The sequence below is a fragment of the Micromonospora sp. NBS 11-29 genome, assembly GCF_002140155.1.
GTDB lineage: Bacteria > Actinomycetota > Actinomycetes > Mycobacteriales > Micromonosporaceae > Micromonospora.
The window spans coordinates 246,885-260,145 of the sequence record NZ_NAPR01000012.1; the positions used below are offsets into that span (position 1 = coordinate 246,885).

Annotated in this window: 10 protein-coding genes and 2 pseudogenes; 5 read left to right on the top strand and 7 right to left on the bottom strand. The window is 69.8% G+C overall.

Going from position 1 to position 13,261, the window contains the following annotated elements:
- Nucleotides 1-130 precede the first annotated feature (130 nt).
- Nucleotides 131-1,243, bottom strand: a pseudogene (locus tag B1205_RS32755) (chitosanase); the annotation flags it as partial.
- A gap of 299 nt (nucleotides 1,244-1,542) precedes the next feature.
- The gene (locus B1205_RS15665; protein ID WP_254909976.1) at nucleotides 1,543-2,184 is read right to left on the bottom strand and encodes a trypsin-like serine protease; all 642 of its coding nucleotides are present in this window, start codon (nucleotides 2,182-2,184) and stop codon (nucleotides 1,543-1,545) included.
- Between the two features lie 379 nt (nucleotides 2,185-2,563).
- Here B1205_RS15665 and B1205_RS15670 point away from each other — a divergent pair.
- Nucleotides 2,564-3,214 (top strand): annotated as a pseudogene (locus tag B1205_RS15670) (response regulator transcription factor); the annotation flags it as partial.
- 10 nt (nucleotides 3,215-3,224) lie between these two features.
- Nucleotides 3,225-4,337, top strand: a complete 1,113-nt coding sequence (locus tag B1205_RS15675; RefSeq protein WP_089156289.1) for a sensor histidine kinase — start codon at nucleotides 3,225-3,227, stop codon at nucleotides 4,335-4,337.
- A gap of 39 nt (nucleotides 4,338-4,376) precedes the next feature.
- On the opposite strand, the gene B1205_RS15680 is transcribed toward B1205_RS15675, so the two are convergent.
- Nucleotides 4,377-4,994, bottom strand: a complete 618-nt coding sequence (locus B1205_RS15680; protein WP_089156290.1) for a TetR/AcrR family transcriptional regulator — start codon at nucleotides 4,992-4,994, stop codon at nucleotides 4,377-4,379.
- Nucleotides 4,995-5,100: 106 nt separating this feature from the next.
- Between B1205_RS15680 and B1205_RS15685 the strand changes: the two genes are divergently transcribed.
- Nucleotides 5,101-5,880 (top strand): SDR family NAD(P)-dependent oxidoreductase, encoded by a 780-nt coding sequence (locus B1205_RS15685; RefSeq protein WP_089156291.1) that lies wholly within the window; start codon nucleotides 5,101-5,103, stop codon nucleotides 5,878-5,880.
- On the top strand, nucleotides 5,877-6,029 hold the full coding sequence (locus B1205_RS29770) for a hypothetical protein (protein WP_176308623.1): 153 nt from the start codon (nucleotides 5,877-5,879) through the stop codon (nucleotides 6,027-6,029). Before B1205_RS15685 ends, B1205_RS29770 begins: the two co-directional genes overlap by 4 nt.
- Before the next feature lie 27 nt (nucleotides 6,030-6,056).
- On the opposite strand, the gene B1205_RS15690 is transcribed toward B1205_RS29770, so the two are convergent.
- The gene (locus tag B1205_RS15690) at nucleotides 6,057-8,021 is read right to left on the bottom strand and encodes a right-handed parallel beta-helix repeat-containing protein (RefSeq protein WP_089156292.1); all 1,965 of its coding nucleotides are present in this window, start codon (nucleotides 8,019-8,021) and stop codon (nucleotides 6,057-6,059) included.
- A gap of 121 nt (nucleotides 8,022-8,142) precedes the next feature.
- On the opposite strand from B1205_RS15690, the gene B1205_RS15695 reads away from it, so the two are divergent.
- Entirely contained in the window at nucleotides 8,143-9,672 is a 1,530-nt protein-coding gene (locus B1205_RS15695) for a glycoside hydrolase family 43 protein (protein WP_089156293.1), read from the top strand.
- 17 nt (nucleotides 9,673-9,689) lie between these two features.
- On the opposite strand, the gene B1205_RS15700 is transcribed toward B1205_RS15695, so the two are convergent.
- The 3 genes from B1205_RS15700 to B1205_RS15710 are packed head-to-tail and all read right to left on the bottom strand — an operon-like array spanning nucleotide 9,690 to nucleotide 12,771.
- Nucleotides 9,690-10,559, bottom strand: a complete 870-nt coding sequence (locus tag B1205_RS15700) for a carbohydrate ABC transporter permease (RefSeq protein ID WP_089156294.1) — start codon at nucleotides 10,557-10,559, stop codon at nucleotides 9,690-9,692.
- Entirely contained in the window at nucleotides 10,556-11,518 is a 963-nt protein-coding gene (locus tag B1205_RS15705; RefSeq protein WP_089156295.1) for a carbohydrate ABC transporter permease, read from the bottom strand. Before B1205_RS15705 ends, B1205_RS15700 begins: the two co-directional genes overlap by 4 nt.
- A complete protein-coding gene (locus B1205_RS15710; protein ID WP_089156296.1) occupies nucleotides 11,515-12,771 on the bottom strand; it encodes an ABC transporter substrate-binding protein in 1,257 nt (418 codons plus the stop codon). The genes B1205_RS15705 and B1205_RS15710 overlap by 4 nt, the downstream gene beginning before the upstream one ends.
- Nucleotides 12,772-13,261: the final 490 nt, after the last annotated feature.

Consider the following 13,261-nt stretch of genomic DNA (forward strand, 5'->3'; position numbering starts at 1 on the left):
GTCCCGCCCGGCCAGTTCGAGGTGGGCCGGGCNAGCCGATGCGGAACTGCTCGCCGTAGACGGCGAACACCAACGGCGTGTTCAGATCGAGGTTGCCGTTGTTGAGGAAGACCCGCTGTGCCGTGTCGACGCGGGAGGTGTCCGAGTGGGCCTCCTCCTTCTTCATCTCGATGACCCGCTCGTCGAGGAACGCGTTGAGCCAGGTCCGCTCGTTGCCACCCTGCGCCGGGGGCTTCGCCCGGGCGAGGGCGCGGCTGCGGATCTGGCGCATGCCCTCGTACCCGTGCATGACCGCCGCGTCGTAGTAGGCGAACTGGCCGAGTGCCCGGACCCCGTCGGTCTTGCCGTCGCGAACGGACGGGTTGAAGTAGACCCGGTCCCGTTCGGCCTCCTGTGCGGCTCGGAACACCGAGTCGTTGGCGGCGGTGCGCCAGTCGCGCGGGTAGTTCGGGTCGAGGCCCGCGTGCGACGCGGTGCCGTTGACGGCACGCAGCGCCGGGAGGTAGCCGGCCAGCACGTTGCCGGGCTTGGTGTTCGTGTACGCCTGGACCAGTTCGAGCATGTCGCCGGTGCCGGAGCAGAAGCCGATGATGCCGGCGGTGTAGCCGCGACCGTCGCCGATGTCCTCGATGTAGGAGAACTGGGCGCGCCAGTCGAGCGAGGAGTTCTCCGCCGCCGAGACGAGCTGCATGGCGACGTCCTTCTTCGCCGGGTCGTCGAGGTTGGTGCCGGCCGGGGCGGTGGCGGTCGGGGTGGGGTTGCCGCCGCCGGGCAGGGTCCACTGCTGGTTGCTGGTGCCACCGCAGGTCCAGATCTGCAGTCGGGCGCCGTTCGCGGTGCTCCGGTCGGTCACGTCGAGGCATTTGCCCGAGGCGGTGTTGACCAGGGCGCCACCGCTGGCGGCGGTCCACTTCTGGGCGCCGGTGTTGTTGCAGTCGTACAGTTGGATCTTGGCGCCGTTGGTGGTCGACGCGGCGGTGACGTCGAGGCACTTGCCGAGCGCGCGGATCGAGCTGTCGCTGTTGCCCACCGTCCACGTCTGGGCCGCCGTGCCGTTGCAGTCGTAGAGCTGCACCGCCGTGCCGTTGGCCGGGTTGGCGCCGGCCACGTCGACGCACTTGCCCGCCAGACCGGTGATCGGGCCGGCGGTCGCGGCGCTGGCCGACGGCAGGCCGTAGCCGGCCACCGCGATGCCGGTCAGCAGGGTGCCCACGGCGTAGGCTGCTGTTCTTCTGCGCACCATGGCGATCCTCCGGGAAGTGGCGGCAAACCGCCAGCCGGCCGGTCGGCGCCCGACGCGACGTTCGGCCCGGGCGAGTGCCGCGAGAATTAGAAAACTGTATTAACAGATAGCAGTAGGTCGATCGACTGTCAAACGGAGTCCAGGCGGTCGAGCGCCCGGCCTGCGGGCGGCTTCGTCGATCAGGTCCGCCACCGCCTTCGGCTCGCACCCGCCCCCCGCGGCGACGACGTAGAGGGTGCCGGCCTGAAGGACGGCTGCCACCGGGCGACTCGGCGTGGCTGGGCTGGGTCATTCGACAGTCAGCCCTTCCCGGGAGGCGGGTCGAGCACGCGGTCAGCTCGTCCGGGACGCTGCGCTCGTCGGCGTCGAAGCGCCGCCAGGGCCAGCGGCAACAGGACGAGCGCCACACCCACGCCGACCGCCGGTATCCAGCGCGCCGGACCGTCGGCCGGGTCGATCGTGTCGGCGATCCAGTCGCCGAGGATGTCGGCGCGGGCGCTGAAGTCGGGGCCGGGGTGCGGACATCCGGGGCCGGTGCTGACGACCGCGACCAGAACGGCCGTGCCGTCCGCCCGCTCCCGGAAGTACGGCCCGCCGGAGTCGTGCGGGCACGGACTGGTGTCCCCGCGAGGCTGCCGGCCGGAGGTCTCGATGACGTCGGCGCCGACCCGTCCGACGGTGAACCGGCCGGTCTGGAGCCGGCCCGCCGGCACGAGTCCGTCGGCGGTGGTCGAGCCGTAGCCGGTCAGCCGGAGCACTTCACCCGCCACCGGCGGCGTGTCGGCGAGCCGCAGCGGCACCACGCCGGTGATCGCGGTGTCGAGTTCGACGAGGGCCACGTCGACGGTGTCCGACTGGCGGACCGCGACCGCCTCCGCCTCGTACCCGGCCCGACCGGTGAGGTCCGTGCGTCCGACCGTGACACGGGTCCGGTCGGCCACGAGCCGGCTGACCCGCTGGCCGTCGGACGCGCGGAAGCAGTGGCCGGNCCGCCGCCGGGCACGGGCAGGCCGGTCATGGTCAGCCGGGCCGAGAATTGGTACGCCCCGTCGGCCGCGTCCTCACCGTAGGCGATCGCCGACGCCGGCCGGGCCGCGACGGGAGCGACGGCGACGGCCATGGCCACCAGGGCGATCGTGGCACACTTCGGGATGAGTCGGAACACGGGTTCACCAGCCTGTACGAACGGCAGCAGGAGCAGACCGATGCTGCGACTCCGGTCGTCCGCGCGGCGTCGGCGGCGCCCTTATCGGTTCTTTATGCGACGGGTGCCAGGCTTGCGGTCGACGGCGGGCGCGAGGAGCGGCGGAAGGACACGGGGTGCGGGTGTTGATGGCCGACGACGAGCGGGTGCTGGCCGACATGGTGGCCGAGGGGCTGCGGCGGTTGTCCATGGCCGTCGACGTGGTCTACGACGGTGACAGCGCGCTGGAGCGGCTCGCGGTCAACCGCTACGACGTGGCCGTCCTCGACCGGGACATGCCAGGTCGGACCGGCGACGAGGTGTGCCGCTGGATCGCCAGGTCCGACACCGGCACCCGGGTGCTGCTGCTGACCGCCGCCGCCGGCATCCGTCAACGTGTCGAGGGTCTCGGCCTGGGCGCGGACGACTACCTGACCAAACCGTTCGCCTTCGCCGAACTCGTCGCCCGGTTGCAGGCGCTCTCCCGGCGCTCCACCCCGGCGCTGCCGCCGGTGCTGGAGCGGGACGGCATCGTGCTGGACGTCACCCGGCACACGGCCGCCCGCGACGGGCTGGCGCTCTCGTTGTCACCGAAGGAGTACGCCGTGCTTCATGTGCTGATGCGCGCCGGTGGGCGGGTGGTCAGCGCCGAGGATCTGTTGGAGCAGGCCTGGGACGAACACGCCGACCCGTTCACCAACACGGTACGGACCACCGTCATGACCCTGCGCCGCAAGCTCGGGGACCCGCCGGTGATCCACACCGTGCCCCGCGTCGGCTATCGGCTCCGGGCATGGNATGAGTTTCCCCTCACCGGCGCGGCGGATGCTCCTGGTCTTCGGGGTCCTCCTGCTCATCGCCCCGTTCGTGAGCACGATCGCCGAGCTGTTCCTCGCGTTGTGGCGGGAGTTCGGCCCGTCCTGGTGTGCCACGCCGGAGTTGCGGGCGCCGGGTAACGACGCCTCGTTCGTCTGCGTCCAGGTCTTCCGGCGTCCGAGCCTCTCCCTCGCGATCGCCGAGGCGGTCGTCCTGCTGATCCTCCTGGCCGCCTGCTACCCGGCCATACGGTGGTGCCTGCGTCCGCTGCGCGACCTCGTCCCGGTGATCGCCAACGTCGGCCCGCAGAACCTGGGCCACCGGCTGAAGCCCGGCCCGGGCCGCGACGAACTGACCGTCCTGGGCCGCACCATCGACGAGATGATGGACCGGATCGCGGTGGGTTACGAGGCCCAGCGCCGGTTCGCCGCGGACGCGTCCCACGAACTGCGGACCCCGCTCGCCGTCCAGCGCACCCTGATCGAGGTCGGCATGGCCCGCTCTCTCAGCGACGACCAGCTCGCGCTGCTCACCGCGCAACTGCTCGAGACCAACGAACGCAACGAGCGCCTGATCGAAGGGCTGCTGGTGCTCAGCGAGAGCGATCGTGGTCTGCTGGCGCACGTCCCGCTGCGGCTCGACCGGATCGTCGCGGCGGTGCTCGACGCCCACCGGGCCCGGGCCGAGGAGGCGGGCGTCACGATCGTCAGCCGGCTGACCCCCCGGTTGGTCACCGGTGAGCGGGTGCTGTTGGAACGGCTGGTGGTCAACCTGGTGCAGAACGGTTTGAAGTTCAACCGACCCGGGGGCACCCTGGAGGTGAGGGTGGGCACGGACCCGGCGCTGGTCGTCGAGAACACCGGCGACGACGTGCCTCCGGACGAGGTCGCCGCCCTGTTCGAGCCATTCCGACGCAGGTCCGGCAGACGCATCGACCACAGCGGCGGCGCGGGCCTCGGACTGGCGATCGCGCGCTCGATCACCCGAGCCCACGAGGGCATCATCACCGCGTCCTCCACCGGCCGCGACGGGCTGCGGGTCCAGGTCACGTTCCCGGCGGTGGGCAACGACACGGCGGGCGCGGCCGACGACTGAGCCGCCGCCGGCGGTCGCCGGAACCCCGAGCTGCCGGTCCTACCGGTCTGCGGACCGGTCGTATCGCGCGACCATGGTGCGGACGGCGTCGTCCACCACCGTGATCGTCCGCTGCGGGGTCACCGTCCATCCCGGGACCAGCAGGCTCGGCCAGAACACGTAGTTGGAGATCATCCCGAGGAACTGCGTGGCCGCCATCCGCGGGTCGGCGATGTCCGCCGTCCCCGCGTCGCGCTCCGCCACGAGGTAGGTCCGGACCGTCTCGAAGTACGGCAGCTTGCCCTCGGCGAAGTGCGCCTTGGCCAGCTCCGGGAAGCGGGGCAGCTCGGCGATGACGATGCGGAACAGGTCCACCATCCCCGGCCGGCCCAACAGCGTCGCGTAGTGCCGCCCGAGCGCGGTCAGGCCGGCTGCCAGGTCACCCGCGGACGGCACCTCGGCGTCGTCCCCACCGGCCCAGGAGTCGACGACGATGGCATCGAACAGGGCCGCCTTCGTCGGGAACTGCTTGAACAACGTCGCCTTCGACACCCCGGCCTCCTCGGCGATGCGCGCCAGCGACGCCCGGTCGTAGCCCAGTTCGAGGAACAGCTTCGTGGCGGCCCGCACGATCAGCGCGCGCTTCTGCTGAGCCACCCGCTGGTGATAGGTCGTCATGCGGCCATCATAGCGAGGTGAGTGGGTTGACTCACCACTCGGGATGGCATACCGTCGCCATGGTGAGTCGCATGACTCACCACTCGCTTCGCCAACGGAGGACCGCATGTCTCGCTTCACCGCCCAGACCGTCCTCGTCACCGGCGGCACCGGTGGACAAGGCACCAGTCACGTACGCGCGTTCCACGCCGAGGGCGCCCACGTCGTCATCGGGGCCATCAACGCCGAGCGCGGCGCCGCCCTCGCCGCCGAACTGGGGGAAAGAGCACTTTCCGTACGCCTCGACGTCGCCGACGAGAAGTCGTGGGCCGCCGCCGTCGCGGCGGCCGAAGAAGCGTTCGGAGCGCTCACCATCCTGGTCAACAACGCCGGCGTGCAGAACCCGCCGGCCCTGATCGAGTCCACCGACCAGGCGACCTGGAACCGCATCCTCGACATCAATCTCACCGGCACGTTCCTCGGCATCAAGACCGCCGCACCAGCGCTCCGTCGAGCGGGCGGCGGAGCGATCGTCAACATCGCCTCCACCATGGCCGTCGGCGGCACCGCCTTCTACGCGCCCTACGTCGCCAGCAAGTGGGCCATCCGCGGGCTCACCCGGACCGCCGCCCTCGAACTGGGTCGCGACAACATCCGCGTCAACACCATCCACCCCGGTGTCGTCGACACCACGTTCATCACCGAACCCGCGGCCGGCGCCGACGCCCCGATCGCCGACTTCTACACCCCCGAGCCGTTCGCCGTCCCCCGGCTCGGGCAACCCGACGACATCACCGCGACGCTGCTGTTCCTCGCCTCGCCCGACGCCGCGTTCATCACCGGCGCCGAGCACGTCGTCGACGGCGGGCTGCTCCTCGGACCCGCACTGAAGAACGAGACCGCATGACGTCGCTCTCGCACCTGCCGCCGGAGATCAGACGTGCCATCGAGATCACGCCCGCGGCCGAACGCGCGGCGGTCCGCGCCGCCATCGTCGACGACCTCAAACACTTCCACCAAAGAGGGCCGGTCACGGTGCCACAGCCGGCACCGTGACCACGCGGCCCGGGGTGCTTGCCGTCGTCAGAAGACGCGCGTCCGGCGCGCCCCGGACCGGAGGCCCGCGATCGGGCCGACGGCACTGTCTCGCCCAGGTTGCCGGGATGCACCCGACAGGTCGACGTCCATGACGGCGGGGCTGCCGTCCACCTCCTCGAACTCCGCGTCGGCGCACCGGACCCGTGCCAGGTCCCGGCCGGTGACCACACCGACGCGGGCCCCGTCGAATTCTCCGGGAAGATCGGTGACGAGCCAGACCGCGTCGCCCTCGTCGACGACCGTCGCCGTCGCGGCGCTGAGAACACGCGGCCCATGCTCACCCTCGAACGGCCGGGCGCCCGCGGCGTAGGCGTTCGCGCGGGCGTACACCGGCTGTTTCACGTCGACGTACTTCTGCTGGTCGCTGGGGGGTTGGTCGGCGAGGCGGGCCAGGTACTCCTCGAACGACGCGGGATGGCCGTCGTATCCGGCGGTGCCGGCCAGCGGTGGTCCCTCGCCCTCCGCGCCCGGGCCGTAGGCCGCGCCCGGGTCGCCGCCCAGGAAGAGGTTACCGACGTACCTGTCGTCGCCGCCGTAGATCACCGCGTACCCGGCGACCTGGGTGCTGTGCGGCCGGTGGTACGGCGTGGCGCGGTCCAGCACCGGCTCCAGCCGCACCGTGCCGCAGATCAGGTTGCAGACGAAGGCGCCTCCCTGGCTGAACAGCTCCAGCGAGGCGGGTGAGCCGAAGATGTTGTGCTCGACCAGGTAGGGGCCGTGGCTGACCTCGACGAAGAGGTCCCGGCAGTTGTCGTGGTAGACGTTGCGGGAGAGCCGGGTGCCCTGCGCCTGCCAGTCCAGCCAGGTGCCGAGCGAGCAGCCGTGGATCCGGTTGCGCCGGATCACCACGTCGATGGCGGCGTGCAGCTTGATGCCGGCGATCTCGTACCCGTAGAACTCGCGCTTCACGCCGATGCGGTGGATGTGGTTGTCCTCGATCGTGGAGAACGCGCACCCGAGGTGGCCGACGATCGCGTTCTGGCCGCAGTCGTAGATCGTGTTGCGTCGGATCACGTGCGAGCCGATGTGCTCCCGGTCCCACCCGATCTGGCGGGCCGCGAAGACCGACTCCAGCTGGTACTGGTAGCCCGGCTTGTCACCACGCAGCGCCGAGAAGTTCTGCCCGGTCGACCCCTCCTTCCCGATCGAGATCGCCGCGCACTTGGCGTCATGGATCACGTTGTCCTCGATGACCCACCCCTTCGCCCAGTTGGGCCCGATCAGGCCCGGCTGGTCGGCGGTCGGCGGCGCCCACGGGCTGGCCGCGTGCGCCAGCTCGAAGCCACGGACGGTGATGTGGTCCAGGTGCGGCTGGTCCGGGTAGAAGACGCTGCGGCGTACGTTGATCTCGACCAGCTCCGTGTTCGGGTCGGCGCCCTGGAAGTTGGCCCAGATCGTCGTCTGCTCTGCGACCTCGGCATACCAGACGAGCCGGGTCTGGTCGGGATCGCCGACCGGATGGGTCACCCGGGTCCAGTCGTCGACGACCTCGGTGCGCCGGGGCGGATCGTCGACCTCCGCCCGGCTCCCCACCTCGAAGAAACTCAGGCCGTTCAGGTAGACGTCGCCGAGGTGCCGGCGCGGGGCACCCTTGCCGTACACGATCCAGTCGCCGGCCACCTCCTCGGCGAACGGGTTGAACGAGCCGAACAGCGCGTTGTCGACGACCGCCCGCCACACCGTGCCGCCGAGCGGCTCCCAGCCCGTGACGCGTTCCGACCCCTTGATCACCACGTGTTCGCCGGGCGCCGCCTCGTAGGTGATGCGGCGGGAGTCGCTGAGACCGCCATGGCGTGGCTTCACCCACTCGCGGTACTCCCCCGCGTGCACCATCACCGTGTCACCGGGCTGCGCGACGCCGGCCGCCCGGTTGATCGTCCGGAACGGCCGCTCGGCGCAGCCGTCGGCACGATCCGAACCGCCTGTCGCCACATGGAACACGGATGTCATCCGGGAGCCCTCCTTGGCGGGTGGTTTCGATGTCGCGCCTGACCGCACTTTACGCAAAGATCGAAGCACGCAGATGTCATGGCACGCAGCCGGCGTCGTGGCCGCACGAGAGGGAGCGGAAATGGAACCGGAGCCCACGGACGGTGGCTACCGCAACCCGATCCTGCCGGGCTTCTGGCCCGACCCGAGCATCTGCCGTGCCGGCGACGACTACTACCTCGTGTGCTCCAGCTTCGAGTACTCGCCCGGTGTGCCGATCTTCCACAGTCGGGACCTGTCCACCTGGCATCAGATCGGCAACGTGCTCGACCGCGCCGGTCAGCTTCGGTTGCCCGCCGACACGCTGGCCTCGCGGGGCATCTACGCGCCGACGATCCGCCACCACGACGACCGGTTCTGGATCGTCACGACGAACGTCACGCTCGGCCGGCACCTGATCGTCACGGCGACCGACCCCGTCGGCCCGTGGTCGGATCCGGTCTGGCTGGACCTGCCCCACGTAGACCCCTCGCTGGCGTGGGACGACGACGGCGACTGCTGGCTGACGGTCTCCGGGGTCGAGTCGTACCGGATCGACCCGCGTACCGGAGAGGTCTTCGAGGGGCCGGTGCCGATGTGGTCGGGAACGGGCGGCCAGTACCCGGAGGCGCCGCATCTGTACCGGGTCGGCGACTGGTGGTACCTGCTCGTCTCGGAGGGCGGCACGCACACCGGCCACGCGGTGAGCGTCGCCCGCGCGCGCTCGCCGCGCGGGCCGTTCCAGCCCGGGCCGGCCAATCCGATCCTGACGCATCGCGGCACCGACCGGCCGGTGCAGGCGACCGGGCACGCCGACATGGTCGAGGCCGCCGACGGCAGTTGGTGGATGGTCCTGCTGGGCATCCGTCCCAAGGGGCAGTGGCCGCCCTACCACGTACTGGGGCGGGAGACGTTCCTGGTGCCGGTGCGCTGGGTCGACGGGTGGCCGGTGGTCGACCCGGTCCCGGCCGGGACCGGCTCGGCGGGGACAGGCCGATCCGACGACCGGGACGACTTCGACGACGAGCGGCTGGGGGCGCAGTGGATCTCCCCCCGGAGCCGGCCCGCCTCCGCGTGGTCGTTGACCGACCGACCCGGCTGGCTGACCCTGCACGCGACCGGTGACAGCCTCGACCGGAGCGGCGCCACCATCGTCGGCCGCCGTCAGCAGCACCATGACTGCCGGGTCAGCGCCCGCATCGATCCCGGCTCCGGCCGGTCCGGCCTGACGATCAGGATCGACGAGGCTCATCACTACGACCTGGAACTCGCGCGGGGACGGGCTCGGGTCATCGGCCGGGTCGGGCCGTTCCGACAGGTGTTCGGGGAGTGTCCCGTGCCGGCGGGGGCGGTGACCGTGGCGCTGAGCATCCGGACCGCCGACGTGCTGCCCCCGACGGTGACCTCGTCCGACGGTCTCGCCCAGGCGGGCCTCGTGGGCGTCGTGGCCGCCGGCAGTGACACGATCGGGTTCGAGGTCGAGACCGACGACGGCTGGTCGTCCCTGGCGGAGCTCGACGGACGCTACCTGTCCACCGAGGTTGCCTCCGGCTTCACCGGACGGGTCATCGGCATGTACGTCACCGAGGGAACCGCCCGGTTCGACTGGTTCGACTACCAGCCGGCCGGATGACGGACCGGCACGGCACCTCACCCCTTGAACGCGCCTTCCATGATTCCCTGCACCAGCCGGCGGCCGACGAAGACGAACAGCACCAGCAGCGGAATGGTGGCCAGGAAGGAGCCGGACATCGCCAGGCCCAGGTCGATGTCCCGGTTCTGCTGCAGGGCCTTGATGGCGATCTGGACGGTGTAGTTCTCCGGCGACTTCAGGACGATGAACGGCCACAGGAAGTCGTTCCACGCGTACACGAACGTGAACAGTCCCAGCACGTACGCCGCCGGGCGGACGATCGGGAAGGCTATCCGCCAGAAGATCTGCCAGGTGGTCGCGCCGTCCACACGCGCCGCCTGCATCAGCTCGTCGGTGATGGTGCTGCCGATGTGCTGGCGCATCCAGAAGATGCCGAACGCGCTGACCAGCCCCGGCACGATCACCGCCGGAAGACTGTCGACCCAGTTCAGCTCAGAGATGATCAGGTACTGCGGCACCACGGCCAGCTGCGCCGGCACCGTCATGGTCAGCACGACGATGAGGAACAGCGTGTTGCGTCCGGGGAAGGACAGCTTGGCGAAGGCGAAGCCGGCCAACGCGCAGAGCACCGCCTGGCCCACGGCGATCGTGCTGGCGACGACGAGGCTGTTGAGCAGGGACTGCACGAACGGCACGATGCTGAAGACCAGTTCCGCCAGGTGCAGGAAGTTGCCGCCGGGGGTGAGGGTCGGTGGGAGGGTCGTCGCGGTGGCGGAGTCCGTGGTCGCCACCACGAACATCCAGTAGAGCGGAAAGACGCTGGCGAGCGCCATGAGGGTGAGCAGCGCGTACACCGGGACCGGGACGCGGTTGGCCGAGCGCCGCCGGGCCCGCCCGGGCGCGGCGGTCGGGGGTACGGGCTTCATGGGCGCTCCGAACGGATGCGGGTGGTGAGCAGGTAGTTCAGTCCGGAGAAGGCCACCACGATGACGAAGAGCGCGACGCCTACCGCCGCGCCGTAGCCGAAGTGGAACTGCCCGAAGGACTGCTCGTAGAGGTAGAGGGTGACGGTCTGGCACTGCCGCGCCGCCCCGCAGGTGAGTCCGCCCACCGGGTTGGCCAGCAGCGGCTCGGTGAAGACCTGCAACCCGCCGATGGTCGACGTCACGACGGTGAACGCGATGATCGGCCGTAGCGAGGGAATGCTGATGTGCAGGAACTGTTTCCAGCCGTTCGCACCGTCGGCGGCGGCTGCCTCGTACAGTTCCCGGGGAACCGCCTGGAGCGCGGCGAGGTACAGCAGGGTGTTGTAACCGGTCCAGCGCCAGGCGATCATCGTGGCGATCATGATGTGGCTGCCCCACAGCGACGCCGTGAAGTCGATGTGGTCGAAGCCCAGCAACCCGAGGAACCAGTTGATCATGCCGTAGTCCCGGTCGAACATCTGGGCGAAGACGATGGTCGTGGCCGCCACCGAGGTGACGTAGGGAACGAGCACCGACATCCGGAACAACGCGGCCAGCCGCAGCCGCGCGTGGTTGAGCAGATGCGCCAGGCCGAGCGCCAGGAGCAACTGCGGCACCGTCGACAACACCCAGATGCTGAACGTGTTCCGCAACGCCCCCCAGAAGCGCGGGTCGTGCAGGAGTTCGGAGAAGTTGTCCAGCCCCACGAAACGGTGCTCGCCGATCGGGTCCCAGTCGAACAGCGAGATGTAGAAGGTGAACAGCAACGGGAAGAGGCCGAAGACCAGGAACAGCACGAAGAACGGCGAGATGTACGCGTACGGCGCCAGGGACTCCCGTACGCCCTGTCGGATCCGCCGGTTGCGAACGGGCCTCCGGACGTCAGGTGGAACCGGGGCCGGGCCGAGCACGGTGGTCATTCGCGGACGGCGTTCTTGACATTCGTCAGCGCGGTGTCCCAGGCGTTGGCCGGGCTCACCTTGCCCTGCTCGACGCTGGTGAGCGTGTTGAGGAACTCGGTGCCGACGGGGCCGTCCTGCGGACCGAAGTAGAAGGGCTTGATCCCGACCACCGACTGGGTGTAGATCTTGCCGATCGGTGCGTTGCTGAAGAACGGGTCGGTCTTTCCGACCAGTTGCGGGTCCGTGTAGACCGACGGCGTGGTGGGCAGCGATCCCTGCAACAGGAAGTGGTCCAGCTGGCCCTTCGGTGACTGCATCTCGGAGATGTAGTTCCACGCCGCCTTCGCGTTCTTGGCGCGCTTGGGGATGGCGAGGAAGCTGCCACCCCAGTTCCCCGAGCCACCGGGAATGGTGGCGATGTCCCACTTGCCGTTTGTTTCGGGGGCGTTCGTCTTCATCTGGCTGAGCATCCAGGACGGTGAGCACACCACCGCGTAGTCGCCCTTCTTCATGGCCGCGGTCCAGCCGGACGAGAACGACGTCTGCTTGGCGGAGATACCCGCGCCGAAGGCCTTCAGCGTCACATCGAACGCCGCCTTGACCTGTTCGTTGTCGTAGTCCAGCTTGCGGTCGGCGCTGTAGTAACGCTGGCTGCCCTGGTTGACCGCCTGGAAGAAGACGCTGGTCGGCGTGTTGTCCACGAACGGTTTTCCGGTCTTCTCGACGTACGTCCTGCCGACGTCGATGAACTCGTCCCAGGTCGGCCAGAGCTTGGCGACCGCCTCCCGGTCGGTGGGCAGGCCGGCCGCCTTGAACAGGTCGGTCCGGTAGGCCACCGCGAGGCCGCCGACGTCGGTCGGCACGCCGATGATCTTGCCGTCCTTGGTCGTCGACTGCGCCATCACCCAGTCGAGGTAGTTCCCCTTGATGTCGTTCGCGCCCAGCGTGGTGAGGTCGACGAAGTTGTCCGGCGACTGCATGAACTTCGGCAGGTCGTCGGCCTGGATCAGCACCAGGTCGGGCACCTTGCCACCGGCCAGCGCGGCGGTGAGCGCCTGCGCGGTCTCGGTCGTGCTGCCCACCTCGGTGAGCTTGACGCGCACGTCGGGGTGCGCCTTGGTGTAGACGTCGACGTCGGCCTTCTGGTTGATGTTGGCAAACGACCAGAACTCGAAGGTCTTCGAGTCGGACTTGCCATCCGATCCCCCACAACCGGCGAGGAGGAGCGCGGCGGTGGCGATGACGGCTGCGGTGGTCCGGACGCGTTTCAACGGCCCTCCATCGGTGATCGTGAGCGGCGGTGGTCGGGTGACCGCGGCGAATCTCCGGCGACGGGGTTCTCACCAGCGGGGACGCGCGGGCGGAAGCCGACGAGCGGCCCCGCCGACGAGTCGGCAGTGGTCCCCTCGTCGGCGGGGTCGTCGCCTCCGAAACTTATCGAGATATTTACATGTGATGACTTGTTGCGCTGAGGCTACTAAGCGCCCCGTCATCCGTCAATGACCTCGCTGCCAGCAAGAACGTCGGACGGCAGGGCAGCTTTCCGACCCGCACAGCGCCGAAAGTTTCGGAGCAGTGGCGCCACCGGGCGCGGGCCCGCCGCCCGGTCAGCTCGACGCGGTGGCCGGTTCCCCGGCACCCCCTCCTGTCCGGCGGTGACCGGCGCGGCGATCATGCCGCCGAGCAGCAGCCCGCGGGCTGGCCGGCCGAGCTTCTGCTGTGTACGGAAGGGCGCCTTGTCAACGCCAGGCGTTGACAAGG

What these genes read in the sequence shown, in the direction of transcription:
- B1205_RS15675 (WP_089156289.1), top strand. Translation starts at nt 3,225, where the DNA reads ATGAGTTTCCCCTCACCGGCGCGGCGGATGCTCCTGGTCTTCGGGGTC.
- B1205_RS15680 (WP_089156290.1), bottom strand. Translation starts at nt 4,994, where the DNA reads ATGACGACCTATCACCAGCGGGTGGCTCAGCAGAAGCGCGCGCTGATC.
- B1205_RS15685 (WP_089156291.1), top strand. Translation starts at nt 5,101, where the DNA reads ATGTCTCGCTTCACCGCCCAGACCGTCCTCGTCACCGGCGGCACCGGT.
- B1205_RS29770 (WP_176308623.1), top strand. Translation starts at nt 5,877, where the DNA reads ATGACGTCGCTCTCGCACCTGCCGCCGGAGATCAGACGTGCCATCGAG.
- B1205_RS15690 (WP_089156292.1), bottom strand. Translation starts at nt 8,021, where the DNA reads ATGACATCCGTGTTCCATGTGGCGACAGGCGGTTCGGATCGTGCCGAC.
- B1205_RS15695 (WP_089156293.1), top strand. Translation starts at nt 8,143, where the DNA reads ATGGAACCGGAGCCCACGGACGGTGGCTACCGCAACCCGATCCTGCCG.
- B1205_RS15700 (WP_089156294.1), bottom strand. Translation starts at nt 10,559, where the DNA reads ATGAAGCCCGTACCCCCGACCGCCGCGCCCGGGCGGGCCCGGCGGCGC.
- B1205_RS15705 (WP_089156295.1), bottom strand. Translation starts at nt 11,518, where the DNA reads ATGACCACCGTGCTCGGCCCGGCCCCGGTTCCACCTGACGTCCGGAGG.